This is a genomic window from Rhodococcus sp. 1168 (assembly GCF_002091955.1).
In the GTDB taxonomy this organism is placed as follows: Bacteria; Actinomycetota; Actinomycetes; order Mycobacteriales; family Mycobacteriaceae; genus Rhodococcoides.
On record NZ_MKKY01000070.1, the window covers coordinates 117,502 to 142,771 of the forward strand.

General features: G+C 62.6%; 25 protein-coding genes. 11 read left to right on the forward strand and 14 right to left on the reverse strand.

What is annotated here, in order from left to right; translation table 11 throughout:
• Positions 1–31: 31 nt before the first annotated feature.
• The 3 genes from BJI47_RS13570 to BJI47_RS13580 form a co-directional block, all read right to left on the reverse strand.
• Positions 32–310, reverse strand: coding sequence for a DUF2277 domain-containing protein (locus BJI47_RS13570; protein WP_088944203.1), 279 nt, complete (start codon positions 308–310; stop codon positions 32–34).
• Between the two features lie 33 nt (positions 311–343).
• Positions 344–919 carry a TetR/AcrR family transcriptional regulator gene (locus BJI47_RS13575; RefSeq protein WP_088944270.1) on the reverse strand — a complete coding sequence of 192 codons (576 nt, stop codon included), beginning with the start codon at positions 917–919 and terminating at the stop codon, positions 344–346.
• Between the two features lie 90 nt (positions 920–1,009).
• Positions 1,010–2,119, reverse strand: a complete 1,110-nt coding sequence (locus BJI47_RS13580; RefSeq protein WP_254900587.1) for an ABC transporter permease — start codon at positions 2,117–2,119, stop codon at positions 1,010–1,012.
• A gap of 163 nt (positions 2,120–2,282) precedes the next feature.
• Here BJI47_RS13580 and BJI47_RS13585 point away from each other — a divergent pair, with 163 nt between their 5' ends.
• The gene (locus BJI47_RS13585; protein WP_088944204.1) at positions 2,283–2,897 is read left to right on the forward strand and encodes a TetR family transcriptional regulator; all 615 of its coding nucleotides are present in this window, start codon (positions 2,283–2,285) and stop codon (positions 2,895–2,897) included.
• Positions 2,898–3,022: 125 nt separating this feature from the next.
• Positions 3,023–4,411 (forward strand): cytochrome P450, encoded by a 1,389-nt coding sequence (locus tag BJI47_RS13590; protein ID WP_088944205.1) that lies wholly within the window; start codon positions 3,023–3,025, stop codon positions 4,409–4,411.
• Here BJI47_RS13590 and dinB read toward each other — a convergent pair.
• The 6 genes from dinB to BJI47_RS13620 form a co-directional block, all read right to left on the reverse strand.
• Positions 4,397–5,578: a DNA polymerase IV gene (dinB, locus tag BJI47_RS13595; RefSeq protein ID WP_088944272.1), complete on the reverse strand. Its 1,182-nt coding sequence runs from the start codon at positions 5,576–5,578 to the stop codon at positions 4,397–4,399. The two genes, BJI47_RS13590 and dinB, sit on opposite strands and share 15 nt — an antisense overlap.
• A 131-nt stretch (positions 5,579–5,709) precedes the next feature.
• Positions 5,710–6,858 carry an acetyl-CoA C-acetyltransferase gene (locus tag BJI47_RS13600; protein WP_088944206.1) on the reverse strand — a complete coding sequence of 383 codons (1,149 nt, stop codon included), beginning with the start codon at positions 6,856–6,858 and terminating at the stop codon, positions 5,710–5,712.
• Between the two features lie 12 nt (positions 6,859–6,870).
• Positions 6,871–7,500 carry a TetR/AcrR family transcriptional regulator gene (locus BJI47_RS13605; protein WP_254900588.1) on the reverse strand — a complete coding sequence of 210 codons (630 nt, stop codon included), beginning with the start codon at positions 7,498–7,500 and terminating at the stop codon, positions 6,871–6,873.
• A 46-nt stretch (positions 7,501–7,546) separates the two neighbouring features.
• Positions 7,547–9,412: a Na+/H+ antiporter gene (locus tag BJI47_RS13610; protein WP_088944207.1), complete on the reverse strand. Its 1,866-nt coding sequence runs from the start codon at positions 9,410–9,412 to the stop codon at positions 7,547–7,549.
• 52 nt (positions 9,413–9,464) lie between these two features.
• A complete protein-coding gene (locus tag BJI47_RS13615; protein ID WP_088944208.1) occupies positions 9,465–10,262 on the reverse strand; it encodes an SDR family oxidoreductase in 798 nt (265 codons plus the stop codon).
• Positions 10,259–11,455 (reverse strand): acyl-CoA dehydrogenase family protein, encoded by a 1,197-nt coding sequence (locus BJI47_RS13620; protein WP_254900589.1) that lies wholly within the window; start codon positions 11,453–11,455, stop codon positions 10,259–10,261. The genes BJI47_RS13615 and BJI47_RS13620 overlap by 4 nt, the downstream gene beginning before the upstream one ends.
• A gap of 55 nt (positions 11,456–11,510) precedes the next feature.
• On the opposite strand from BJI47_RS13620, the gene BJI47_RS24680 reads away from it, so the two are divergent.
• Genes BJI47_RS24680 through BJI47_RS13640 form a run of 5 tightly spaced genes read left to right on the forward strand, consistent with a single transcriptional unit; the run spans position 11,511 to position 15,668 of the window.
• Entirely contained in the window at positions 11,511–11,645 is a 135-nt protein-coding gene (locus BJI47_RS24680; protein ID WP_254900590.1) for a hypothetical protein, read from the forward strand.
• Entirely contained in the window at positions 11,642–12,478 is an 837-nt protein-coding gene (locus BJI47_RS13625) for an enoyl-CoA hydratase (RefSeq protein ID WP_084345462.1), read from the forward strand. Before BJI47_RS24680 ends, BJI47_RS13625 begins: the two co-directional genes overlap by 4 nt.
• Positions 12,479–13,621, forward strand: coding sequence for an acyl-CoA dehydrogenase family protein (locus BJI47_RS13630; protein WP_088944209.1), 1,143 nt, complete (start codon positions 12,479–12,481; stop codon positions 13,619–13,621).
• Positions 13,618–14,592, forward strand: a complete 975-nt coding sequence (locus tag BJI47_RS13635; protein ID WP_088944210.1) for an acyl-CoA dehydrogenase family protein — start codon at positions 13,618–13,620, stop codon at positions 14,590–14,592. Before BJI47_RS13630 ends, BJI47_RS13635 begins: the two co-directional genes overlap by 4 nt.
• Positions 14,589–15,668 (forward strand): acyl-CoA dehydrogenase family protein, encoded by a 1,080-nt coding sequence (locus BJI47_RS13640; protein ID WP_217808540.1) that lies wholly within the window; start codon positions 14,589–14,591, stop codon positions 15,666–15,668. Before BJI47_RS13635 ends, BJI47_RS13640 begins: the two co-directional genes overlap by 4 nt.
• A gap of 102 nt (positions 15,669–15,770) precedes the next feature.
• Here BJI47_RS13640 and hsaB read toward each other — a convergent pair whose 3' ends face one another.
• From hsaB to hsaA, 4 genes are read right to left on the reverse strand one after another with little or no spacing between them, the layout of a single operon-like run.
• Positions 15,771–16,325 carry a 3-hydroxy-9,10-secoandrosta-1,3,5(10)-triene-9,17-dione monooxygenase reductase subunit gene (gene hsaB, locus BJI47_RS13645; RefSeq protein WP_176224849.1) on the reverse strand — a complete coding sequence of 185 codons (555 nt, stop codon included), beginning with the start codon at positions 16,323–16,325 and terminating at the stop codon, positions 15,771–15,773.
• 12 nt (positions 16,326–16,337) lie between these two features.
• Positions 16,338–17,237, reverse strand: a complete 900-nt coding sequence (hsaC, locus tag BJI47_RS13650; protein WP_088944213.1) for an iron-dependent extradiol dioxygenase HsaC — start codon at positions 17,235–17,237, stop codon at positions 16,338–16,340.
• A gap of 3 nt (positions 17,238–17,240) precedes the next feature.
• The gene (gene hsaD, locus BJI47_RS13655) at positions 17,241–18,119 is read right to left on the reverse strand and encodes a 4,5:9,10-diseco-3-hydroxy-5,9,17-trioxoandrosta-1(10),2-diene-4-oate hydrolase (protein WP_088944214.1); all 879 of its coding nucleotides are present in this window, start codon (positions 18,117–18,119) and stop codon (positions 17,241–17,243) included.
• Positions 18,116–19,297 carry a 3-hydroxy-9,10-secoandrosta-1,3,5(10)-triene-9,17-dione monooxygenase oxygenase subunit gene (gene hsaA / locus BJI47_RS13660; protein ID WP_254900591.1) on the reverse strand — a complete coding sequence of 394 codons (1,182 nt, stop codon included), beginning with the start codon at positions 19,295–19,297 and terminating at the stop codon, positions 18,116–18,118. The genes hsaD and hsaA overlap by 4 nt, the downstream gene beginning before the upstream one ends.
• 155 nt (positions 19,298–19,452) lie before the next feature.
• Between hsaA and BJI47_RS13665 the strand changes: the two genes are divergently transcribed.
• Entirely contained in the window at positions 19,453–20,595 is a 1,143-nt protein-coding gene (locus BJI47_RS13665; RefSeq protein WP_088944215.1) for a Rieske 2Fe-2S domain-containing protein, read from the forward strand.
• The gene (locus BJI47_RS13670) at positions 20,592–20,915 is read left to right on the forward strand and encodes a hypothetical protein (RefSeq protein WP_088944216.1); all 324 of its coding nucleotides are present in this window, start codon (positions 20,592–20,594) and stop codon (positions 20,913–20,915) included. Before BJI47_RS13665 ends, BJI47_RS13670 begins: the two co-directional genes overlap by 4 nt.
• A gap of 65 nt (positions 20,916–20,980) precedes the next feature.
• Here the strand turns inward: BJI47_RS13670 and BJI47_RS13675 are convergent, their stop codons facing one another.
• Positions 20,981–22,612, reverse strand: coding sequence for an FAD-binding protein (locus BJI47_RS13675; RefSeq protein ID WP_088944276.1), 1,632 nt, complete (start codon positions 22,610–22,612; stop codon positions 20,981–20,983).
• A 115-nt stretch (positions 22,613–22,727) separates the two neighbouring features.
• Between BJI47_RS13675 and kstD the strand changes: the two genes are divergently transcribed.
• Both kstD and BJI47_RS13685 read left to right on the forward strand, forming a co-directional pair.
• Positions 22,728–24,395, forward strand: coding sequence for a 3-oxosteroid 1-dehydrogenase (kstD, locus tag BJI47_RS13680; RefSeq protein ID WP_088944277.1), 1,668 nt, complete (start codon positions 22,728–22,730; stop codon positions 24,393–24,395).
• Positions 24,392–25,252: a MaoC/PaaZ C-terminal domain-containing protein gene (locus tag BJI47_RS13685; RefSeq protein ID WP_088944217.1), complete on the forward strand. Its 861-nt coding sequence runs from the start codon at positions 24,392–24,394 to the stop codon at positions 25,250–25,252. The genes kstD and BJI47_RS13685 overlap by 4 nt, the downstream gene beginning before the upstream one ends.
• Positions 25,253–25,270: the final 18 nt, after the last annotated feature.

Below are 25,270 nucleotides of genomic sequence, written 5' to 3' on the forward strand. Positions count from 1 at the left end.
CGATATCGCCACCTGCCAGACCAGCCGAGAGCTAGGAAGCGGGAGCCTTTGCGGCAATCCGCGCCTGCACCTCGGGCCTGCGCAGGGGCGGGACGGTGGGGGGCGGTCGACGTCTCTCGGGCAGCGCGTCGAGCAGTCGGTGCGTGGTGGCGGTCACTTCTGCGACGGCCTGCTCGAACGCCTCCCGGGTGGCGTCGGATGTCTTCTGGACTCCACTGATCTTGCGAACGTACTGCCTTGCCGCGGCCTCGATCTCATTGTCCGTGGCGTGCGGTTCGAGCCCGCGCAGGGTGGTGATGTTTCGGCACATAGCCGTCACGATAGTCCTGCTGGTGCGCTCCTTCTAGAGCCTGAGAAGTCCCTCGAGTGCCCGTAGGCACAGTGCGCGCACGTCTTCTTCGGAGATGGTCCGGCGGTCCATCCAGTCGAGGCATACGGCCCGCACGAACGACACCCATCCCCGTAGCGCCGTTCTGAGAACCTCGTCCTCTCGGACCTCCGGGGGAAGGGCGGCGAGGATGCGATTCTGTTGCACCCCGAGTTCGGCCGTCACCATCGCCTGAATCTCGGTGTCGCCGGACATCGCTCCTCGGTTGACGGCGCGGATTCCGTGTTCGTGGGCGAGCACGTAACCGATATAGGCATCGAGCCCGGCTGCAACTTGCTCGGTGATCGGGAGCGAGGTATCGGGGGCGGTCATTTCGAGAATCCGTGCCGACTCGACGCGGATGATCTCGGCGAAGAAGTCACGCTTCGAGGAAAAGTAGTGGTACATCAATCCACGTGAGACGCCTGCGAGGTCAGCGACCTCCTCGATCCACACGTCTTCGTAGGGCCGCTCGGCAAACAGGCGGGACCCGATGTCGAGCAATTGTGCGCGTCGCAGGTCGGGTGACAGGCGTTTACGTAGGCTGGACATCGTGTTCGCGATGCTACTCGGCAGCACTTCGAGACGAAGATGGACGCGGACTCCCGCCGAATGCTCGGGGAGTCCACGTCCATTACCGGGTCAGTGTGCAGCGTGCGCCGCAACATCCTTCGATGTCTTCTTCGGCCGGTGGGTGACTACCAGCAGTGCCACGGTGAGGACGAGCCATCCGCCCAGGATGAGCAGTCCCTTGTCGACGCCGGTGCTACCGAAGTAGACGATGGAACGAGCTGCGTCCATGGCCCCTGAGCCGATCCAGAAGTTACTGACACCCGACCAGAATCCGGGGAGGAAGTCGACGGGGATGGCTGCACCTGCGCTGGGGAAGTTCATGAAGATCATGAGCAACAACACCACCATGATCGCGGCGTGGCCGAACACCTTGTTGGCCAAGATGCTGACCAGTCCGACGGTGAAGGTATAGGTGAAGATCACCGCGAGCATCGCCAGGTTCTCCAAGAACGAAGCTTCGTAGAACCCCACGAATATCGACGACACGAGGTACGACAGCACGATTCCGATGAAGGACATCCCGGCGAGAATTCCAAGTTTGGGCCGCATCTTCATGGCCGGGGCAACCTGCGCGAGGACGGTGATCGTCAGATATCCGAGGATCGTGCTCACCACAAGGAGATAGAACAGTGCTTGGCCGGTGGGGTCGTCGGGTGCGAGCGGTGCGTGATCGACGATGTTCGCCGGCTGTCCCTGGGCTGCGGCCAGTGGCTGCACCAGTCCCTCGACGGCTTGCACGAGCACCGGACCTTCGGCGGACGCGACGTGCAAGTTCATGGGTGAACCGAGTTCGATGACGCCGGCGATCTCCCGGCCTTGCAGGCGTTCGATCGCTGCAGCGGTGTCGGTCGAAGCTTGGAGGTCGAACTTGCCCTCGACTTTGCTCGCGAGCTGATCGACGAGTGCTGTGACGGAGGATTCTGGACCGGTGACCACGATCTCCACATTCCGAGGTGTCGGATTGTGGAAGGCACTCACGTAGCAGAGCGCGAACATCACGGCGAAGAAGATCGGAAACACCATCGCCTCGACGATGGTGCGCCACGCGGTCCGACCGTCGGCAGGAGCGGACGCCGATGGCTGGGAGTGCTCCAGGAGATGAGTGGGAGCGATCGCTTCGGTGTCGGCCCCGAGGGCCTGATCCCAGTCGGGATGCCGATGGTCACTGGAGTGTGGCATGCGCAACAAACCTTTCAGTTCAAGTGTCAACGGTGATGACAAACCACAGTCAACAGTGTTGACAGTAAATTTGTCAACACTGTTGACTATGGTTGGTAGCAAGTGGTTGGTAGCAAGTGGTTGGTAGCAAGTGGTTGGTCGAACCGAACGAAGGATGCGAAGCATGCTGGCCGAAATCTCAGACGAGGGTGCCCGCTCGGGTACCGCGCACAACCGCCAAGCGGTACAGGCCGCCGCGGCGCAACTGTTCGCCGAGCAAGGCTTTGCCGCCACCGGGGTCCGTGACATCGCCAGACATGCGGGCGTGGATCCAGCTCTGGTCATTCGATACTTCGGCTCCAAGGAAAAGCTCTTCGTTCGCACGATGACGATGTCCGACGCGTTCGTGGAGGTCATGCAAGGCCCACTCGACGAATTGGGCAGCGCCCTGGTCGATTTCGTAGTCCGGAGAACGCGTCAGCGACAGGTCGGCACTTCGGCTGCCGTCTACGCAGCACTCGTTCGCGCATCCGACCGCCCAGTGGTCCGCGAACACCTGCAGGAGGCGATCGAGCAGATGATCATTGCGCCACTCGCTCCGCGACTCTCCGGGGGCGACGCCGAGTTGCGTTCCCATCTGCTCGCAGCTCAGCTATCCGGACTGATGACCGCCCTGTACGTCGTCGAAAGTCCGTGGCTGCTCGCCGCATCTACCGATGACATCGTCGAAAGCTACGGCGACGCACTACAAACCGTCATCGATGGCGGGCCGCGACGTCAACCTCCCCGGGCAAGCTGAAGACGATCCTGCGCCAGCCCGTCGCCCTGCCCGACGTTGCTTCGCCGTGTGACATTTGACACTGGTTCAGTAGCGAGTAGGTTCACTGTTGAATTCGAGTTCAGTAGTGAATCGAGAGGGTCAGCATGGTCACCGACGTCGACGTCGCGACACACGCACTTCCGCACCCGAACAGGCGCCTGCCGCTCCTCGGAGACGTCGTCGGCGTCCATGCGTCCACACCCGTTCAGGATTCGATAGCACTGTCCAAGAAACTGGGCCCGATCTTCGAACGCGTAGTCCTCGGGCGCCAATACGTGATGGTCTCCGGCGCCGCCCTGGCCGGGGAGCTGTGCGACGAACATCGGTTCGTCAAGCACGTATCCCCCGCCATCGTGGGATTGCGCTCGATCGGAGGCGATGCGCTGTTCACCGCGTATTCGGACGAGCCCAACTGGCAGAAGGCACACGATCTACTCCGCCCGGCCTTCACTCAGAACGCAATGCGCAGCTACCACCACATCATGGTCGACGTCGCATCCGATCTCGCGGCGCACTGGCGCTCGCACACCACGGTCGATGTGTCCGCCGACATGACCAAGCTGACCCTCGACACCATCGGCAGAACCGGATTCAGCTATGGGTTCGACTCGTTCAACCGCGATGAGCCGCACCCTTTCGTCGACGCGATGGTAGGGGTCCTTTCACACAATCAACGACGCGAGATCGTGCCGATCCCCTGGCTGGCCGACATCGTCTTCCGTAAAGCCGAGCGTAGAAACGATCGCGACAAGCACTACATCGCAACCCTTCTCGACGACATCGTGCGGACTCGGCGCGATGCGGGCACGTCGGGGCAAGGAGATCTTCTCGACATCATGCTCGATGCTGCGCGTGATGCCGACAATCCCAATGCCCTGAGCGAGATCAATATTCGCCAGCAGATCGTGACGTTCCTGATCGCCGGCCACGAAACCACCTCGGGTGCGCTGTCTTTCGCTCTGTACTACCTCTCGCAGCACCCCGACATTCTCGAGGCTGCCCGTGCCGAGGTCGACGAGGTATGGGGTTCGCGGACTCCGGAATTCGAACAGGTCCCCAAGCTCCGACTGGTTCGACGCATCCTCGACGAGAGTTTGCGGCTGTGGCCGACGGCACCGGCGTTCGCCCGCGAAGCGCGCGAAGACACCTCCATCGGCGGCGTCCATGCGATGAAGAAGGGCGATTGGGCGTTCGTTCTCATCCCGGGATTGCACCGAGATCCGGTCTGGGGTGAGAACCCCGATGCGTTCGATCCCGATCGGTTTCTGTCCGCCAATGTCCGGTCACGGCCGGGACACGTCTACAAACCGTGGGGTACGGGTGAACGCGCATGCATCGGTCGACAGTTCGCCATTCATGAGGCAGTACTCGTTCTCGGAACCATACTGCAGCAGTTCGATATTCGAGCCGACCCCGACTACAGCCTGAAGATCGAGGAACGGCTGACGTTGATGCCGAAGAACTTCGAGCTGACGGTGTCAGTCCGGAAGTAGCGGAACCGACAGACCGGAGTTGCGGCCCAACAGCACTCCCCTGGTGAGAGCACCCTTACCGAATTTGGTGTGGACGCCGTCGAGCGCCATATCGAAGGCAGAAGCACTCGGAGCATCTTGTGGTTGGTCGAACTGCAACTCGAGTTGCTCGGTGCCCGTACGTTCGATATTGGACACCGTGATGCCCACCAAAGTGATCCCACGCTCGGCGATCACAGATGCAGCTTCGCGAAGAAGCGTCAGGGACGCGTCGAGAATGGCCTGAGTGTCGGCTGTCGCACGGCCCAGCGTGTGGGAACGTGTGATGCGGGTGAAGTCACCGAACCGTACGCTCAAAACCACTGTGCGGCCGGTGCGTTCAGCGGCACGCATCCGCTGCGTCACTCGATCCACCAGGGCGATGAGGGATGCCTTCACCTCCGCCGAAGACGTCGGGCCGCTCCCGAGTGCATGCTGCGCACCGATCGAACTGCGCCCTCGATACGTCTGAACCTGTCGGGGATCGCGATTGTTGGCGAGCGAGTACAGATGATGCCCCGCACCTTTACCGAGAATGGACACGATGGAGGCTTCGCTGTGGGCGGCGATGTCACCGATAGTCACGATGTCGAACGCGTGGAGCTTGTCGGCGGTGACCTTACCCACGCCCCATAGCCGCTCGATGTTCAGCGGATGAAGGAACTCGAGTTCACGGCCAGGCGGAACCAGTAGCAATCCGTCGGGCTTTCCGACCGCGCTGGCCACTTTCGCCAGAAACTTGGTACAGGCGATCCCGACAGTGATCGGCAGACCAACCTGCTCTCTGACCTCTCGCCGCAATCTTTCGGCAATCTGAACCGGAGTGCCCCTGATCTTGCCCAACCCGCCGACCTCGAGGAACGCCTCGTCGACGGAAATGCCCTCCACGAGCGGAGTGGTATTACGAAAGATCTCGAATACGGCCCGGCTTGCCTCGGTGTACGCCTCCATCCGAGGGGCAACGAAAATTGCGTGCGGACACAGGGCACGGGCTCGAGCGCCGCTCATGGGCGTGCGAACCCCGAATGCCTTGGCCTCGTAGCTGGCCGCGAGCACGACCCCGCCGCCGACCAGCACCGGTTTGCCTCGTAGGCGTGGGTCGTCTCGCTGCTCTACCGACGCATAGAAAGAGTCCAGATCGGCATGCATAATGCTGGCTCCAGCACTGTTCGCTGGAGTCTGAGCGCTGTTCGCTGGGGCGTCGGGGGCGAACTCGGTCACGACCACAGGGTCGCACACAGGTCCGACATTCGCCCCGACGCCGGCGCGCTACGCGAGGATCAGAGCCGTTCGATGATCGTGACGTTGGCGGTACCGCCACCTTCACATACGGTCTGCAGGCCGTAACGGCCACCGGTACGTTCGAGCTCACACAGCATGGTGGCGAAGAGCTTTGCCCCCGTCGCGCCGAGGGGGTGCCCGAGAGCGATCGCACCACCGTTGATGTTGACCCGGGCCGGATCAGCGCCGGTCTCCTTCAGCCACGCCAGGACAACGGGAGCGAACGCCTCGTTGATTTCCACGACGTCGATGTCGTCGATCGACAGACCGGCCTTCTCGAGTGCGTGCTTGGTGGCCGTGATCGGCGCACTCAGCATGAAGATCGGGTCGGCACCGCGGGCACTGAGGTGATGAATTCGGGCGCGCGGGGTGAGTCCGTGTGCCTCGACTGCTGCTGCGGAAGCCACGAGCGTCGCACTCGCTCCGTCGCAGATCTGGCTGGCGAGGGCTGCGGTGAGCCGTCCGCCCTCGGTGAGGGGCTTGAGCGAAGCCATCTTCTCGAGAGTCGTCTCACGCGGGCACTCGTCGACCATGAAGTCGCCGACGCCGACGATCTCGCGATCGAAGCGCCCTTCGGCTATAGCGTGCCGCGCACGCTGATGGCTGGCCAGAGCGAACTGCTCCATGTCTTCACGCGTGACGTCCCACTTCTCGGCGATGAGCTCGGCACCGCGAAACTGCGAGACTTCCTGCTTGCCGTAGCGGTGTTCCCACCCCTTCGACCCACTGAACGGTGTCTCGAAGCCGTATTGCTGTCCCACGACCATTGCTGCCGCGATCGGGATCTGTGTCATGTTCTGTACGCCACCGGCGACGATCAGATCCGACGTCCCGCTCATGACGGCCTGGGCGGCGAAGTGAATCGCCTGCTGGCTCGAGCCGCACTGACGATCGACGGTGACCCCTGGTACTTCTTCCGGGAATCCGGCCGCCAACCAGGCTGTGCGCGCAATGTTTCCAGCTTGCCCGCCGATGGCGTCGACGCAACCGAAAATGACGTCGTCGATCTGGGGCGGATCGATCGAGGAACGATCCATCAGCGAACGCAGGACGCTCGCACCGAGATCTGCGGGGTGCGTCTCGGCGAGGGAACCGCCGCGCTTACCGACCGGAGTTCGAACAGCGTCGATTATGTAGGCCTCGGGCATGGGAAGACTCTCCTAGGTTGACGCCGTGCGGGATCGTGTGACGGACTTGGGAGTGCTCGACAATCCGTCGAGCACGATGGCGAGATACTGCTGCGCGACGGCTTCTGCGGTGAGCTTGCCACCCGGGCGATACCACCGGACGGCCACCCACACTGTGTCACGCATGAATCGGTAGACGAGTTCGACGTCGACATCCGGCCGGAAACTGCCGTCTGCGATACCGCGCTCGACCACACCGTTCCAGAGTTCACGAAACTCACTGTTGCGCTCGGTGATGTACTCGAAGCGCTCGGTGCCGACGAGGTGTTTGGCCTCGTCCTGATAGATCGCGACGGCCGAATGCGAACGGTCGATCGCCTCGAACGACGCCACTACGAGACCTTCCAGGGTTTCCCGCGAACCCAATCCCTCTGCCACGATCTTGTGGTAGCTGTCGAAGAGTTCGTCGAGGAACCCCCGCAGAATCTCGTCGACCATCGACTCCTTGGAGTCGAAGTGGTGATAGAGACTTCCGGAGAGGATCCCTGCTGCGTCGGCAATGTCACGGACCGTCGTTGCACGCATGCCACGTTCGGCAAAGAGCGTCGCGGCGAGCTCTAGCAGCTCATCGCGTCGTCCTACGGCTTTTGGGATTCGGGGCACGAGCACATCATACCAACCAAGCACTTGCTTTGCATACGTGCATGGGTCAAGCCGTCAGGTGATGCACGAAGCACCACCGCCAGTTCTCCCCCGGCTCGGCGGATTCCATGACGGGGTGGCCTGTCTCCCGGAAGTGGGCAGTGGCGTGCTGGCGCGGCGAGGAGTCGCAACACCCGATGTGTCCACAATCCAGACAGGCACGCAATGCGACCCATTCCGTCCCTTCGCGGACGCATTCGTGGCAAGTGCCGTCGGTGTGCGTCTGCGCTTCCGGGTAGCGATCGAGATCCTCGCATGCGACTCCGGGGTGGCCACGCAGTTCGTTCGACGCTCGAATATCTCGACGCGACTCACTGCCCGCGTCGATCATCGATTCCTCGACGTCGAGCATCCCCAACACCTCGCCGACGACCTCGGAGGGCACCTTTCCGGAACTGCGGATCTCGAGAATTCGATCGCGTTCGGCCTTGATCATGGTCAATCGCACGCGGGCGTACAGCTCACTGGGCGTCTCCTGATCGGCCGTGGTGCCGAGTCTTTCCCATGCTGCGGAGTTGCGCTGCTCCACGCGTTGACGAACGAGTGTGTCGATGTCGTGCGGGTCCTCGTATTCGAGCTCGTCGAGCGCGGCATATCCCGCTTTGGATGCCTGCTGCAGCAGGGTGGCGCGCGCCAAGGCGTCATCCATCGGATCTGGTGACGGGACCTTCAGTCGCCGGGCAAGAATCGGAAGCGAGAGCCCTTGCAGGAACAGAGTTCCGGCGACGACCGTGAAGGCAATGAGAAGCAGGACTTCTCTGTCCTCGGTTCCCAACGGAATGATGAAGGCGGCGGCAAGTGTGACGACCCCACGCATCCCGGCCCAGCCGATGAGCAGTGTGTAGCGCCACGACGGGACCGTGCCGGTCGTGGGATCGGCCCCCGGCCGTACCAGGGCATAGCGGGAAACGAATACCCAGAAGATTCGGATCGCGATGACGCCTGCGAGCGTGGCTGCGCACACCGAGACGATGGTCAGGGGCGAGAGCGGACTCTTGGCGACGTCGTGCACGATCCACGACGCCTGTAGGCCGATGAGCAGGAATACTGCATTCTCGAGAATGAAGGCGATGGTTCGCCAGTTGATGCGCTCCGCGATTCGAGATTGCGCCGACTGCAGGATCGGGGCTTCGTGCCCGAGCAACAGCCCGGCGACGACGACCGCCAGGACGCCGGAGGCCTGGATCTCCTCGGCCAAGAGATATGCGGCGAACGGAACGACGAACGAGATCGCGGTGTCCAGCACCGGATTGGTCAGTCTGCGCCGCACCTTGGCGACAACGTAGAACGTCACCAGACCGACCGCTACGCCGCCGCCTGCCGCAATGACGAAGTCGAGTCCGATCCGGCCGGCATTCACCGAATTGCTCAGCGCATAGATCGCCGTGCTCAGCGCGACGAGTGCCGTCGCGTCGTTGAGCAGCGATTCACCTTCGAGGATCGTGACTATCTGACGGGGTAAGCCGATTCGACGTCCGATGGCAGAGGCCGCGACCGCATCCGGTGGTGCCACGACTGCACCGATCGCGAGCGATGCGGGCCAGGAGATCCCCGGCAGGATCGCGTGCACGATTGCGCCGACGCCGATTGCCGTGACGGCAACCAGCACGACGGACAGTAGAAGGATCGATCGGCGGTTGGCATTGATATCGACCAGCGAGGACTGGATCGCCGTCGCATAGAGCAGGGGCGGAAGCAGTCCGAGCAATACCACCTCGGGTTCGAGATGAATCTCCGGCATTCCCGGCGCATAAGACGCCGCGACCCCTACCGCGATCAGCAGTAGGGGCGGCGGAACGCCCAGTCGCTCGGCCAGGCCCGCGACGGTGAGTACACCGACCGCGAGGGCTACGAGAAAGACAGCGATCTCCATAGCCAGTCATTGTCCCCGCATCCTCGCCGGACGGCGAAGTGAGGGACCCGTCTCAGGCCCGCTGGCTGGAGACGGACACCACCTCACCGGTCAGGTAGCTCGAGTAGTCGCTGGCCAGCATCGCGATGGTTGCTGCGATTTCCCACGGTTCCGCAGCGCGGCCGAAGGCTTCTCCGGCAGAAAGCTGGTCGAGAAGATCCTCGGAGGTCACCTTGGCGAGGAACGCATGCTTGGCGATACTCGGTGCGACGGCATTGATCCGCACTCCGAATTCGGCTGCTTCGACGGCGGAGCAGCGGGTCAGCGCCATGACGCCGGCTTTAGCGGCGGCGTAGTGCGCCTGCCCCTTCTGCGCGCGCCAGCCGAGGACGCTTGCATTGTTGACGATGACGCCACCGTGACCGGCAGTACGGAAGTACCGCAATGCCTCTCGGGTGCAACGGAATGTGCCGTTCAGCGTGATGTCGAGGACCCGATCCCACTGCTCGTCGGTCATGTCCACTACGGGAACTTCGCCACCGAGACCTGCATTGTTGACGAGGATGTCGATGCGGCCCATCCGCTCGGCGGCCGTGTCGATGAGGTTGCGTACCTGCTCGGTGCTCGATACATCGCACACCGCGGACTCGACTCGGGCGTCGGGGAACTGCTCCGCCAAGCTCTCGCGGGTGGCGTCGAGCCTGCGCTCGTGCCAGTCGGAGACGAGAACGTCTCCACCTTCGGCGAGGATCCGACGTGCCGTCGCCGAGCCGATGCCGGTTCCGGCTGCAGCCGTCACAACGGCGACCCGGCCGACGAGTAGTCCGTGGCCGGAGATCTCGGCCGGTGGGGTGGACAGTGGTCCGGTCATGGACGCGCCTCTCGGGGTAGGCCGAGCACTCGCTCGGAGATGATGTTGCGCTGCACTTCGTTCGATCCGCCGTAGATGGTGTCGGCGCGAGTGAAGAGGTACAGCCGTTGCAGGTTGGTCAGTTCTTCTTCGTAGGTCAGTGAATTCGCACCGAGCACGTCCATCGCGAGTTCACCGAGTCCTCGATGCCAGTTGGCCCACAGGAGCTTCGAGACCGATGCCTCGCCGCCGCTCGTGCCGGCGTCGACGGTTGCCAATGTGCGCAACGCGTGCGCTCGCATCACCGACAGTCCGATCCTCGCCCGTGCCAGCCGGTCGCTCAGAATCGGGTCCGCGGCCGAACCGTTTCGCTGGGCGATTTCCTCGATACCGTCGAGTTCGCGAGCGAAGCCGACCTGCTGCCCGAGCGTGGATACACCGCGCTCGAAGGTCAGCGTTCCCATGGCAATTCGCCACCCGTCTCCGGGTTCGCCGACTACGAGCTCTGCGTCGGTTCGAGCATCCTCGAAGAACACTTCGTTGAACTCGGACGTTCCGGTCAACTGGTTGATGGGTCGAACGGTCACACCGGGTTGGTCCATCGGCACGAGCAGATACGACAGTCCGGCGTGCCGCTTGGATCCTGGTTCGGTTCGAGTAAGGACGAAGCACCAGTCGGCGACGTGCGCCAGCGAAGTCCAGATCTTCTGGCCGTTGATTACCCAGCCTTGATCGTCGAGGCGCGCCGTCGTGGAGACGTTTGCGAGATCCGAGCCTGCACCGGGCTCCGAGTAGCCCTGGCACCAGAGTTCGGAGACCGTGTTGATGCCGGGAAGAAAGCGCTTCTTCTGCTCCTCGGTACCGAACGCGATGAGCGTCGGGCCCAGCAGCTCCTCACCGACGTGGCTCACGCGCGCGGGCGCATCGGCCTTGGCGTACTCCTCGTGGAAGATCAACTGTTGATCGAGCGTCGCCGCCCGTCCGCCGTATTCCTCCGGCCAGCCGAGACACGTCCATCCGGAGGCGGCGAGGTGGCGATCCCACGCGAGCCGCTCTTCGAAGGCCTCGTGCTCCCGCCCAGGTCCACCCAGCCCACGTAAGGCTGCGTACTCCCCGTTCAGGTTCTCTGCCAACCATTGTCGAACCTCGGCGGCGAACTCCACATCGGACGCACCCGAGATACCTTGCCGAACCTGCCCCTGGCTTCCATCCACTTCAGTAGGATAACCTACCAAGCACTTGCTTGTTAACGAACCGCCCGAGGAGACCATGACTACGGAACCGAGCATCGGCCCGGACCCACTCCGACGTGCGGCAGGGCCGACCCCGACCAACACTCGTTGCAAGTATTACGAGGCCCCCGGCAAGGCCTCCCGGATCGAACTAGGTAAGGAAATCCGATGAGCGAACCTGTGACATACGAAGTTGTCGACAAGATCGCGACGGTGACGTTGAACCGGCCCGAGTACCGCAATGCGCAGAACTCGGCCATGACGTACGCACTCGACGCCGCATTCACCCGCGCGACCGAGGACCCCGATGTCGCGGTGATCATTCTGGCGGGCAACGGCAAACACTTCAGTGCCGGACACGACATCGGTACCCCCGAACGCGACGTGGACGTCCACTTCGAGAACAAGGCCGTCATGTGGTGGGACCACATCGACCGGGTCGGCGGCGACCAGCGCTTCGCTCGCGAGATGGAGGTCTATCTCGGGATGTGCCGCCGTTGGCGCGAAATCCCCAAGCCGATCATCGCTTCGGTACAGGGCGCCTGCATCGCCGGCGGACTGATGCTCGCGTGGGTCTGCGATCTGATCGTGGCCTCCGACGATGCATTCTTCTCCGACCCCGTTGTGCGCATGGGCATCCCGGGCGTGGAGTACTTCGCGCATCCGTGGGTGCTCGGCACCCGTGCCGCCAAGGAAATCCTGTACACCGGCGACCGCTTCTCGGCACAGCGCGCCTACGAGTGGGGCATGGTTTCGCGCGTCGTACCGCGAGATGATCTGGAGTCGGAGACCCGCGCTCTCGCCGGACGCATCTCGGCAATGCCGCAGTTCGGACTTGCGTTGACCAAGAAGGCCGTCAACCAGTGCGAGGACCAGATGGGAATGCGCGCAGGCATGGACTCGGTATTCGGTCTCCACCACTTTGCGCATGCACACAATGCCGAGGTCGACACCGACTCCCTCGGCGGCATGAACGCCAAGACGATGAAGGAGAAGGGCAAGTAAATGGATCTCGATCTCGATGACTCCACAATTGCGTTCCGCGACAGCGTGCGCGAGTTCCTCGCCGAGAACATCCCCGCGGAACCACTCGCCTCGATGGACACGGCAGAGGGCTTCGAGCAGCACCGGCAGTGGGAGAACACCCTCGCCGACGCCCGCCTCTCCGTCGTCTCATGGCCGAGCGCACTCGGTGGCCGTGACGCTTCACTGCTGGAATGGGTAATTTTCGAGGAGGAGTACTACGCCGCCGCCGCACCGGGACGCGTCGCGCAGAACGGAATCTTCCTGCTCGCTCCGACACTGTTCGAGCACGGAACCGAGGAACAGCGCGAGCGCTTCCTTCCGCGTATGGGACGCGGCGACGACATCTGGGCACAGGCTTGGTCCGAGCCCGAGGCCGGCAGTGACCTTGCTGGTATCCGGTCGAGCGCCAAGCAGGTCGAGGGCGGCTGGGTCCTCAACGGTCAGAAGACCTGGAGTTCACGCGCTAGCTTCGCAGACTGGGGCTTCGGTCTGTTCCGCAGCGATCCCGAAGCGCAGCGCCACCGCGGCCTGACGTACGTGATGTTCCCGCTGACTGCCGAGGGCGTCACGGTGCGCCCGATCCCGCAACTCGACGGTGAGGCCGGTTTCGCCGAGATCTTCTTCGAAGATGTCTTCGTTCCGGACGCCGACGTAATCGGGCAACCGAACGACGGATGGCGCGTCGCCATGAGCACCTCTAGCAACGAACGCGGACTCTCCCTGCGTAGCCCCGGAAGGTTCACTGCCGCAGCAGATCGTTTGATCGGGCATTGGAAGCAGAATTCCGATGCGGTGGCGAATTCCAATACCGCCGACCGGGTCGTCGACGCATGGATCGGGGCACGTGCCTACCGCCTGCACACGTTCGGCACGGTGACGCGTCTGCAGCAAGGCGGAGCACTCGGTGCCGAGTCCTCGATCAACAAGATCTTCTGGTCCGAACTCGACGTCGCACTGCACGAGACCGCACTCGACCTACTCGGCGACGACGGCGAGCTCGACGGCTCCTGGCAGGACGGCTACCTCTTCTCCCTCTCCGGCCCGATTTACGCGGGTACCAACGAGATTCAACGCAACATTGTTGCCGAGCGTCTGCTCGGCCTTCCTAAGGCGGACCGATGAGATTCGCACTTTCCACCGAACAACAAGACTTCGCATCCAGTCTGCGTGAACAGCTCGCCGGTTCGGCCGGAGCAATTCGAGCCTGGAGCCGCGACGAACTGGAGCCAGGCCGCAAGCTGCTGCGCGGACTCGCCGACACCGGTGTCACCGGGTTGACCATCGAGGAGAACCACGGCGGTCTCGGCGCACATCCAGTCGATCTCGTCGTCGGTTTCATCGAAATCGGACGCGCAGCAGCGCCCGGCCCATTGATCGAATCCGTCGCTGTTGCGCCGACACTGCTCGCGCCGTTCGGCGATCTCGCCGAAAAATGGCTTCCAGGAATTGCCGACGGATCTGCACTTGCGTCCGTGGCAAGTCCTCGCGCACTGGACGCAGACGTCTGCGACCTCGTGCTGCGCGTGAACGGATCGCGAATCGAGCAGGTGCAGCCAGGAACTCGTCGCAATTCCGTCGACACTGCTCGCAGATTGTTCGAGGTGACCGACAGCTCGACGTTGGTCGAGGACCCCGCCGTCGCGCAGGCCTGGGATCGCGCGTTCGATCTGGCAGCGTTGGCCTGTTCCGCACAGCTTCTCGGACTCGGTCGCCATCTGGTGGATACGACCACCGAGTACGCCAAGGGCCGTGTGCAGTTCGGCAAGCCCATCGGCTCCTTCCAGGCGATCAAGCACCAGTTGGCCGACGCACTCATCGGTCTGGAAATGGCGATGCCGCTCATCTACGGCGCTGCTATCTCCATCGCAGGCGGCAGCGAAGACGCATCCCGCGACGTGTCGGCCGCGAAGGTTGCCAGTTCCGAGGCTGCCTACCTCGCGTCGCGCGTCGCACTCCAGGTGCACGGCGCGATCGGCTACACCGCAGAGTACGACCTGTCGCTGTGGCTGACGAAGGTACGGGCCCTTTACACCGCATGGGGAACCGTAGCTGCTCACCGCGCACGTATCGCACACGCTCTGGCCGCCGTATGAACGGGGTAGGGGTGTTCACCGAAGAGCAGAACGATCTGCGGGTCATGATCAGATCGTTGCTCGACAAGCGCTCGGACCTGCGCGCCGCGATCGACACCGACCGCGGCTACCAGGAGTCGCTGTGGCAGCAATTGTGCGAGGTCGGCATTGCGTCACTGGCAATTCCGGAGGAGTTCGGCGGAGCCGGATTCGGGGCCATCGAATCGCACGTGGTGCTCGAGGAACTGGGTAGATCCCTGACGCCGTCGCCGATGCTCGGTTCGGTTGTACTCGCAGGCCAGGCACTGCTCGTGTCCGGCGACCGCGAGGCCTGTGAGCGTTTGCTCCCCGGCATCGCGGAGGGCAGTTCCATTGCAGCGCTGTGCTGGGCCGGTTCGGTATGGAGTGACGACGACGTCCCGGTGACCGTCACCGACGGAACTCTCACCGGTGTGGCGGAGTACGTCCTCGACGGTCTGTACGCCGATGTCCTCGTCGTCGCTGCCTCGGACAACGGCACGGTATCGCTGTACGAGGTGGACCCGTCCGCCGCAGGCGTCACCCGTCGCAACACTCCGACGATGGACCCCACGCGTCGACTGAGCACCGTCGAGTTCGCCGGCGTCACCGGGCGCAAGATCGATACCGCGCCAGATACGCTCGCAAAAGTTCGCGATATCGCTTGTACCGCACTGTCTGCCGATCAAATCGGTGCTGCTGCGGCAAGCCTGGACATGACCGTGGAATACAGTCGCACCCGGGTACAATTCGGTCGCCCGATCGGAAGTTTCCAGGCGCTCAAGCACCGTATGGCGGATATGTACGTTCTGCTCGAGAGCGCAAAATCGGTGTCGTACGCAGCCGCGCGGTCACTCGCCGAGCAGCTTCCGTCGGCCCACGACGATGCGGGTGTAGCGAAAGTGCACTGCTCCGAAGCACTCTCGCACATCGCCGCAGATTCGATACAAATTCACGGTGGCATCGCGATCACCTGGGAGCACGACGCACACCTGTACTTCAAACGGGCACACGGCTCTTCACAGCTGTTCGGGCGACCGAGCGAGTACGTTAGCCGATACGCTCCCGCGGCTGTGTAGTCGGACCCGTCGCCGGCCGAGCGAGCCGGCACGACGAGGATTTTCAGTGAAGGAAAAATCGCCCCGGGTATGCCCGGGGCGATTTTTTGGTCGTGACTCGAATTACAACCAGGTGTCCGGAGACGACGCGGTAAGGAAAGCTTCGAGATCGTCCCGCCATGGTGCGGGAACGGTCTTGTCCGGTTCGATACCGGTGTACTGGCCGCGGTAGAAGAGCAACGGACGCTCACCGGTGATCTCGCCGAGTGAGTGGACCCGACCGATGGCGATGTAGTGGTCACCACCGTCGAGAACCCTCTCCACCGTGCAATCGATGTGCGCGAGCGAGCCTGCCAGAATGGGCGAGCCCAGTTCCGACGGGCTCCACTCGACACCGGCGAATTTGTCCGGCTCACGAGATCCGAAACGCGCACAGGTGTCCTGCTGCTCTTCACCCAGGACATTGACTGCAAATTTTCCGCTTCGTTCGATTGCAGCCCACGACCTGGAACCCTTTGTAGGGCAGAACAATACGAGTGGTGGATCGAGCGACAGCGCGGCGAACGACTGGCAGGCGAAGCCCACCGGGACGTCCTCGTCGACCGTAGTGATGATCGTGATTCCGGTGCAGAATTGCCCGAGAACAGTCCGGAACGTCCGGGGTTCGAAGTTCGCCACGTGTTCACTCACCTATCTGATTCCCACCGAGAAGTCGTGTCCCCACAGGCTCACGGCCGTACTTTCGCGGGCAACCCATTTCTCGTCTTCGACTTGTCTTCCTTCGCAACCGAATTCGATGTCGAAACCGCCGGGAGTCTTCATGTAGAAGGACAGCATCAAGTCGTTGACGTGACGTCCCAGCGTTGCCGACATCGGAACCTTCTTACGCAATGCGCGGTCGAGTCCGAGTCCGACGTCGTCGGAGTTTTCGACCTCGATCATCAGATGCACGATTCCACTGGGGGTCGGCATCGGCAGGAACGCCAAGCTGTGATGCCGAGGATTGCACCCGAAGAATCGCAACCATCCGGGATCGCCGTCGGCAGGCCGACCCATCATCTGCGGAGGCAGACGCATCGAATCGCGAAGCCGGAAGCCGAGGACATCGCGGTAGAACCGCAGTGACGCGTCATCGTCGTCGGTGGAGAGCACGACGTGACCCAGGCCCTGTTCGCCGGTGACGAACGTATGGCCGTACGGGCTGACCACGCGCCGATGCTCGAGAGCTGCCCCATGGAACGCCTCGAGGGTGTTGCCCGACGGGTCCTCGAACACGATCAACTCGTCTACTCGACGGTCCTGAATCTGCTCGGCAGTGCCCTCCTTGTAGGCAACACCGGCACTGTCCAGGGAACTTCTTATGCTCTGCAGCTCGGCAGCATTCGCAGTTTCCCAACCGGATACGAGCAGTCGGTCCTTCTCACCCGGAACGATGACGAGCCGGGCCGGGAAGTCGTCCATACGTAGGTAGAGCGCGCCCGGGGTGACGCCTTTGCCCTCGACCATGCCGAGCACCTTGAGCCCGTATTCGCGCCACGCGTTCATGTCGGTGGCCTCGATACGCATGTATGCCAGAGATCGGATGCCCATCTCTCAGCTCCCCTCGGTAAGAAATGCAGCAGTCAAACGATTGAATTCCTCGGCCATTTCAACCTGAGCCCAGTGTCCGCATCGACCGAACACATGCAACTGCGCACGCGGAATCGTCTTGAGTGCCACCAATGCGCCGTCGATCGGATTGACGCGGTCCTCGCGGCCCCAGATCAGCAGCACAGGCTGGCGTAACTTGTATGCCTCACGCCAGAGCATGCCCTTCTCGAAATCGGCGCCGGCGAACGACTTCCCCATGGCACGCATCGCGCCGATGGACTCCGGCGTCGATGCGGCGGCGTAGCGCTGTTCGAGTAGCTCTTCGGTGATCAGCGACTGGTCGAACACCATCACTTTGAGGAACGCCTCGAGCTTTTCCTTCGACGGCCCCGGCGGAGCACTGAAGTTGCCGAGATGCTTGACGCCCTCGGTCGGGTCTGGGGCAAACAGGTTGATGCTCAACCCTCCGGGTCCCATGAGCACCAACCTGCCTGCGCTGGAGGGGAAATCGAGCGCGAATCGCACCGCGGTGCCGCCCCCGAGAGAATTTCCGAGCAGGTGGGCTCTCGCGATTCCGAGATGATCCAGCAAATCCTTGAGCGCAGACGACGAGTGCACGAAGTACTGCGGATGGTCGATCGGCTTGTCGGACAACCCGAATCCGGGCTGGTCGACGCACAGGACGTGGAACTGTTCCGCGAGCACCGGAATGTTGGCCGCGAAGTTCGACCATCCCGACGCGCCCGGTCCACCGCCGTGCAGCAGCACGATCGTCGTATCGTTCCCGACGCCCGCCTCGTGGTAATGAAGTTTCATGTCCGGACGAATCTGCGCGAACTTCGACGTCGATTCGAAGGTGATCTCCTGCGTGGCCGCGGTCATACCATCGTGTCCTTGAGCGGGAGGCCGAACTCTCCTCCACCGAACATCTGGTACGCGCGTTCCGGATCGTTTGCAGCATGCACTCGGCCCGCGTGAGCGTCTCGCCAGAAGCGTTGCAGCGGAGCATCGTTCTGCAGCGCGGTCGCACCTGCACTCTCGAACAGAAGGTCGATCGAGGCGACGGATCGGCCGGTCGCACGCACCTGATCGCGGCGTGCTCGAAGCCGTAGCTCGATCGGCACTTCCTCGCCTGCCTTCAGCAGTGCGTACTCCTCGGCGACATTGCCCGACAACTGACGCCACGCGGCATCGATGTCACTGCTGGCCTCGGCGATACGCACCTTCGCGAAGGGATCGTCCTTACCGGTCTCGCCGACGAATGCCTTGCGCACACGCTTACCCTGATGCTCGACGTGCGCAGCATAGGCACCTTCCGCCATTCCTACGATCGGGGCGGAAATGGTGGTCGGGTGAATCGTGCCCCACGGCATCTTGTACACCGGAGCGGTATTGCGCTCGAGCCCTTCAGCGGTGTGATCGTTCATCTTTCCGAAGCTCAGCACGCGGTGCGACGGAACGAACTGATCCTCGACCACCACGGTGTTGCTGCCGGTTCCACGCAGTCCGACGACATTCCAGACGTCGTCGATGCGGTAGTCCTCACGCGGGATGAGGAACGTCACGAAGTCGACGGGTCGACCATCCTTGATGACGGGCCCGCCGAGCATCGCCCATGTCGCGTGATCGCAGCCCGAAGACCACTGCCATGCACCGGATACCCGGTATCCGCCGTCCACGACGTTGCCCGCGCCCATCGGTGCGTACGAAGAGGAGATCCGAACATCGGTGTCCTGTCCCCACACATCTTCCTGCGCCTGCTGCGGGAACAGTGCAAGGTGCCAGTTGTGCACTCCGATGATGGAGGAGACCCAACCGGTGGATCCGCAGGCACTCGCGATCTTTTTCACTGCGGTATAGAACAACCCCGGGTCTGCTTCGTAACCGCCCCACTGCGCCGGCTGCAGCAAACGGAAGAAGCCGGTCTCCTGGAGGGCTTTCACCGACTCGTCGGGTAGACGTCGCAGATCTTCGGTCTCCTGCGCGCGCTCGCGCAGGGTTGGCAGTAAGGCGTCGATTCGATCCAACACCTCGTGGCTGACGATCGGCTCCTGCGTCACGATTGACTCCTACCTTCTCAGTGGTTTCCTAGCAAGACTAGAACACGTTCTCTCATGTGTCGAGAACTCTTCCCCGCGCTTTCACTAGCCATTTCTACCGGAATTCTATAACGTGTTCTAGTAGCAACAGCTCGAGTAGACCGTGAGGGGTTCACATGGCAAAGATCCGAGAGATCGACGTCGGCAATACACCGACCCGCTACGCACGTGGTTGGCATTGCCTCGGCCTCACCACAACGTTCACCGACGGCAAACCGCACTCCGTCGAGGCTTTCGGCACCAAACTTGTCGTCTTCGCTGATTCGGCCGGGAAAATCGTCGTCCTCGACGGTTACTGCCGTCATATGGGCGGCGACCTGACCCAGGGAACCGTGAAAGGTGACGAGATCGCCTGCCCGTTTCACGACTGGCGATGGGGCGCGAGCGGCAAATGCACCCAGATTCCGTATGCGAGGCGTGTCCCACCGCTGGCGCGTACGAGAACCTGGACGACGCTGGATCAGAACGGCCAGCTGTTCGTTTGGAACGATGCCGAAGGTAATCCGCCTCCCGAGGAGGTCACGATCCCACGGATCGAGGGTGCCTACAGCGACGACTGGACCGACTGGACCTGGAACTCGATGGTCATCGAGGGTGCCAACTGCCGCGAGATCGTCGACAACGTCGTGGACATGGCGCACTTCTTCTACATTCACTACGCCTTCCCGACGTACTTCAAGAATGTGTTCGAGGGCCACATCGCCTCGCAGTACCTCAACACCAAGGGCCGTCCGGACATCGGAATGGCCTCGCAGTACGGCGGCGACACTCTGCTGAAGTCCGAAGCCGCCTACTACGGCCCCTCGTACATGATCAACCCGCTGATGAACAGTTACGGCGGGTTCGAGGTCGAGAGTGTACTGATCAACTGCCACTACCCGATCGATCAGAATTCGTTCGTGTTGCAGTGGGGCATCACCGTCAAGAAGCCAGCAGGCATGAATGACAAGACCTCGATCAAACTTGCGGAGAAGTTCACCGAGGGAATCAGCGCCGGATTCTTACAGGACGTCGAGATCTGGAAGAACAAGACCAAGATCGACAACCCGTTGCTCTGCGAGGAGGACGGCCCTGTCTATCAGTTGCGCCGATGGTACGACCAGTTCTACGTCGACGTCGCCGATGTCGACGACAAGATGACCGGCCGGTTCGAGTTCGAGGTCGATACCTCCAAGGCGAACGAAGCCTGGCAGGTGGAGGTCGACGAGAATCTCGCTCGCCAGAAGGCCGACAAGGCCGAGAACGCCGAAGTGTCATGAGCCTGAGCTGGGCCAAGGCACCGGACTTCGCGCAGGATCCGGCGCGAATCGAGGAGATTCACGCGCAGACCGTGCGCGACAAGGAAAATTATCTCGATTCGTCTCTCGCACCGGTGGAATGTCGAGCATGTGGAACTGGCGTCCTGGTTCGCAAGAACAGTTCCAAGCAGACCTCGGTGCAGTGGACCACCAGACCTGCCGATACTTGCCCGGTGTTTCGTGATGCAGGGAACTCGGCAACGCAGGACTCGTGCCCCCGCATGCAGGACAGCATCGACCATGCAGTGATGGAAGGGATTCTGTCGGTCCCCTCCGACTAGGCAGTTCCGCCGTGTAGGGGCTCAGCGACGCTGGGCCCCTACACCTCTCTCACAACACTTCGAGCTCACATCGCTTGGAAGTCGATCCCGCGGTCATCGCTTGCCGAAACCAGCGCGTGTGCTCCTGCCCGACGGCCCGAGAAGACACAGTCCGCGAGTGAGAGTCCGCTGACATACGAATTCGAACACAGTCCGACAGCAGTGCGGCCGGCAGCGAACAGTCCCGGAATGACTACTCCGCGCGTATCTTTCACGCCTCCGGTGTGCTCATCGACGATGAGTCCACCGAGGGTGATCATCGGGCACGGATTCATCATCTTCGCGATCGTCGAGCCACCAGGAATGCCCGCGTCGAAGAGTGTGAACGGCGCCGCGAGGACGGGTCGTCGGAAGTCGTCGTGCTTGCCCATCGGATCTACGGTTCCCGACGCGATGGCCTCGTTGTGTCGGTCCACTGTCTCCCGCAGTCCTGTGGGGTCGAGACCGGCAGCGCGTGCCGCTTCTTCGATCGTATTTCCACGCCGGGCCGTGCGCATCAACCCGGCATTCTGGACTCGTTGGAACCACATCGCCTGCTTCGGCAGTTGCGCTTTGGCGTCCCGTACCAGGTCCGCATCGGCGAGCAACCAGCCACGACCGCCGCCCTTTTCTACGATGGCGTGACCGAGAGCTGCGCCGTAACGAGATTCGTCGACCATGCGCTCACCTGCCCGATCTACGAGTAGAGAGCCGAGGAACGGGACGGCGGGAACGATGAACCGCCAGGCCGAGATATTGGCCAGCTTCGCCGTCTCGGCGCCGACGTCGGTGGCCAAGCCGATGCCACTGCCGTCGTCGCCGGCCGTTCCGAGTGCAATTCCGCCGGTGTATTTCGATGCGTGCGTCTTCATCATCGTGCGGTTCGCGGCGAATCCACCTGCGCTGAGAATGACCCCTCCACGCGCTTGGATGCGGACGAGACGGCCGTACTTTTTCTCGATCCGAGCGAGTCTGCGCTCGAGCAGGTACCGAAGCTGCGGGGCGTAGATGCCCGGCTTCGCGGAGAGTAGGCCGATCCTTTTGTGAGCCAGCCGGATTCGAGCGGGGGCATCCTTCAGCGTCCGACACTCGATGCCTACGACTCGGCCATCTTCGACGACGAGCGAAACCGCGCGAGTTTGCGGTATCAACTGCACACCCGCGTCCTGGGCGGATTTCGCCATCGGCCCGTACAACATCTTCCCCGAGGTGCCCTTGCCCTTGGCTCGATGTCCACGCGGTGCAGGCGTGGCCACCTCACGGAATTCTCCCGCAGCCTCACTGCCCGAGTAGTACAGGTAGTGACGATTGGTGGGATACGAAGTCTTGTAAGGACATAGCGACGCTTCGAACGGCACACCGTGATGGGAAAGCCACTCGATCATCTCAGGGCTCTGATCGCAGAACTTGCGCAGGGTGGCCGGACTGACGGCGTCGCCGACCTCCTTGGTCAGGTACGCGAACATCTGCTCGGGACTGTCCTCGACTCCGGCTTGCCCCTGAATGGACGTACCACCGCCGGCGTAGACGACTCCCCCCGAGATCGTGCTGGCACCGCCCCCGGCGTACCGATCGAGTGCGATGACGGAACTGCCCGCGGCGACGGCCTCGAGCGCAGCCGCTGCCCCTGCCACACCGAACCCGACGACTACGACATCGGCGCGTAGATCCCAGCTCACTTGAAACCTCCTGAACACAAACTGCAACGTGTTTTTGTTCTCGAATCGATTTTCGTCAATTCTTCCTGGCAGAAAGCATGGACTGACACCCACATCATTCTATAACGTGTTCTACATGAACAAGCAGGAATACGACATCGTCGTGGTCGGTAGTGGCGCGGGCGGAATGACGGCTGCGCTCACCGCAGCACATCGGGGACTCAGCGTGGTCGTCATCGAGAAGGCAGCAAAGTTCGGCGGATCCACCGCCCGGTCGGGTGGCGGTGTGTGGGTCCCGAACAACGAAGTACTCGAACGCGACGGCGTCGACGACACCCCGGAGGCCGCGCGCGACTACCTGCACGCGATCATCGGCGACGTCGTGTCGAAGGAACGCATCGACACCTATCTCGAGCGCGGGCCCGAGATGCTGAGCTTCGTGTTGAAGAACTCACCGCTGAAAATGCAGTGGGTCCCGGGATACTCGGACTACTACCCGGAGGCGCCGGGCGGACGGGTCGGCGGACGATCGGTGGAACCCACTCCGTTCGACTCCACCTGCTTGGGCACCGAGATCGACAATCTCGAACCCGACTACGGCAAAGCTCCACTCAACGTGGTGATCACTCAAGCGGACTACCGGGCGATCAACCTTTTGCGACGCCACCCGAGCGGGCTGGCCCGTGTGATGCGCGTCGGTATGCGCTGGATGGGCGCCAAGCTCACCGGCAAGCATCTACTCGGCCGCGGCCAAGCACTGTCCGCCGGACTGCGTGCCGGCCTCCTCGACGCCAACGTGCCTGTGCTCCTCGAGACACCTATGACGGACTTCCACGTCGAGGACGGCCGTGTCGTCGGCGTCGTCGTGGCCGGTTCCGGCTCGGTCATCAGGGCCAAACTGGGCGTCGTGCTGGCGTCGGGCGGTTTCGAGCACAACGCGGAGATGCGTGAGAAGTACCAGCGTCAGCCGATTGGGACCGAATGGACGGTCGGCGCTGCGGCAAACACCGGCGACGGCATCACGGCAGGCCAAAAGCTGGGCGCGGCTGTAGATCTCATGGACGACGCCTGGTGGGGGCCATCGATTCCACTGACCGGCGGCCCGTGGTTCTGTATCGCCGAGCGCACGCTGCCCGGCGGCATCATGGTCAACACCGCAGGGAAGCGGTTCCTCAACGAGGCGGCACCTTACGTCGAGGCCGTGCACATGATGTACGGCGGCGAGTACGGCATCGGTGAGGGTCCCGGCGAGAACATCCCGACGTGGATGATCATCGACCAGCGCTACCGCGATCGCTACATCTTCGCCGGGCTGACCCCGAAGAAGCGGTTCCCCTCTCGTTGGCTGGAGTCCGGTGTGGTGGTCAAAGCCGACACCGTTGCCGAACTGGCCGAGAAGACTGGTATGCCCGTCGAGCAGCTCACCGCAACCGTGGAGCGCTTCAACGGATTTGCACGCAGCGGAGTCGACGAGGACTTCCGTCGTGGCGACAGCGGCTACGACAAGTACTACGGAGACAAGACCAACAAGCCGAACCCGAGTCTCGGCGTGATCGACAAGCCGCCCTACTACGCCGTGAAGATGGTGCCTGGCGATCTGGGCACCAAGGGTGGGCTCGTTACCGACGCCGACGCCCGGGTACTGCGCGAGGACGGAAGCGTCATCGACGGCTTGTATGCAATCGGCAACGCCAGCGCGCCGGTGATGGGCCACACCTACGCGGGCCCTGGCGCAACCATCGGACCCGCGATGACCTTCGGCTACCTGGCCGTTCTCGACATGGCGAGCAGGGCGTCACAGTGAGCATCGATCCCGACCTCGCGATCGGTGCCGAGCTACCGGCGGAAGACTTTTCGTGGACTGCGAACGACGTGCAGACCTTCCACCTGGCGATCGGGGCCGGTGGGTCCCCCACCGACCCTCGCGAACTCCGCTACTTGGACGACGCGAAACCGAAGGTACTCCCGACCTTCGCGACTGTGGCAGCCACCTTCCACGAGGTCGAAGCACCCCGGGTGCAGTTCCCCGGTGTCGACATCGACCTCGCCAAGGTGGTGCACGGTAGCCAGGGCGTGACCGTCTCCGGTCCCATTCCTGCTGCCGGACAGGCCCGGACGATCACTCGCATCACCGATATCTGGGACAAGGGCAGCGCCGCGGTCATCGTCCAGGAGAAGATCACGACCACGCTCGACGGCACCGAGTTGTGGCGGGCGCGGTCATCGATCTTCGCCCGCGGTGAAGGCGGCTTCGGTGGCGAGAGAGGACCGTCCAACAAGACCGTCCTACCCGAACGGGCACCGGACGCCGAAACTTCGATAGCGATTCTGCCGCAACAGGCACTGATGTACCGCATGTGCGGCGATCGCAATCCACTGCACTCCGATCCCGAGTTCGCCGCCGCTGCAGGGTTTCCCAACCCGATTCTGCACGGCCTGTGCACATACTCGATGGTGTGCAAGGCCGTCACGGACACGGTCCTCGACGGTGACACGGACGCAATCGGCAGTTTCGACGCCAGGTTCGCAGGCGTTGTCTACCCTGGCGAGACCTTGGCCTGCCGTATCTGGCTCGAAGGCGGTAGATATTTGATCAGCGTCACCGTTCCCGCACGAGAGGACGCGCCGGCCCTCGCCGATGTCGTATTGACAACCCGCTAACCCCTTTTTCGTAGCTTC

Bases quoted from the DNA above. Each gene is read 5' to 3' on its own strand.
- BJI47_RS13615 (WP_088944208.1), bottom strand. From the start codon at position 10,262: ATGACCGGACCACTGTCCACCCCACCGGCCGAGATCTCCGGCCACGGA.
- BJI47_RS13665 (WP_088944215.1), top strand. From the start codon at position 19,453: ATGGCAAAGATCCGAGAGATCGACGTCGGCAATACACCGACCCGCTAC.
- BJI47_RS13670 (WP_088944216.1), top strand. From the start codon at position 20,592: ATGAGCCTGAGCTGGGCCAAGGCACCGGACTTCGCGCAGGATCCGGCG.
- kstD (WP_088944277.1), top strand. From the start codon at position 22,728: ATGAACAAGCAGGAATACGACATCGTCGTGGTCGGTAGTGGCGCGGGC.
- BJI47_RS13635 (WP_088944210.1), top strand. From the start codon at position 13,618: ATGAGATTCGCACTTTCCACCGAACAACAAGACTTCGCATCCAGTCTG.
- BJI47_RS13585 (WP_088944204.1), top strand. From the start codon at position 2,283: ATGCTGGCCGAAATCTCAGACGAGGGTGCCCGCTCGGGTACCGCGCAC.
- BJI47_RS24680 (WP_254900590.1), top strand. From the start codon at position 11,511: ATGACTACGGAACCGAGCATCGGCCCGGACCCACTCCGACGTGCGGCA.
- BJI47_RS13600 (WP_088944206.1), bottom strand. From the start codon at position 6,858: ATGCCCGAGGCCTACATAATCGACGCTGTTCGAACTCCGGTCGGTAAG.
- BJI47_RS13590 (WP_088944205.1), top strand. From the start codon at position 3,023: ATGGTCACCGACGTCGACGTCGCGACACACGCACTTCCGCACCCGAAC.
- hsaD (WP_088944214.1), bottom strand. From the start codon at position 18,119: ATGACCGCGGCCACGCAGGAGATCACCTTCGAATCGACGTCGAAGTTC.
- BJI47_RS13610 (WP_088944207.1), bottom strand. From the start codon at position 9,412: ATGGAGATCGCTGTCTTTCTCGTAGCCCTCGCGGTCGGTGTACTCACC.
- BJI47_RS13575 (WP_088944270.1), bottom strand. From the start codon at position 919: ATGTCCAGCCTACGTAAACGCCTGTCACCCGACCTGCGACGCGCACAA.
- hsaC (WP_088944213.1), bottom strand. From the start codon at position 17,237: ATGGGCATCCGATCTCTGGCATACATGCGTATCGAGGCCACCGACATG.
- BJI47_RS13640 (WP_217808540.1), top strand. From the start codon at position 14,589: ATGAACGGGGTAGGGGTGTTCACCGAAGAGCAGAACGATCTGCGGGTC.
- BJI47_RS13570 (WP_088944203.1), bottom strand. From the start codon at position 310: ATGTGCCGAAACATCACCACCCTGCGCGGGCTCGAACCGCACGCCACG.
- BJI47_RS13625 (WP_084345462.1), top strand. From the start codon at position 11,642: ATGAGCGAACCTGTGACATACGAAGTTGTCGACAAGATCGCGACGGTG.
- dinB (WP_088944272.1), bottom strand. From the start codon at position 5,578: ATGCATGCCGATCTGGACTCTTTCTATGCGTCGGTAGAGCAGCGAGAC.
- BJI47_RS13580 (WP_254900587.1), bottom strand. From the start codon at position 2,119: ATGCCACACTCCAGTGACCATCGGCATCCCGACTGGGATCAGGCCCTC.
- BJI47_RS13630 (WP_088944209.1), top strand. From the start codon at position 12,479: ATGGATCTCGATCTCGATGACTCCACAATTGCGTTCCGCGACAGCGTG.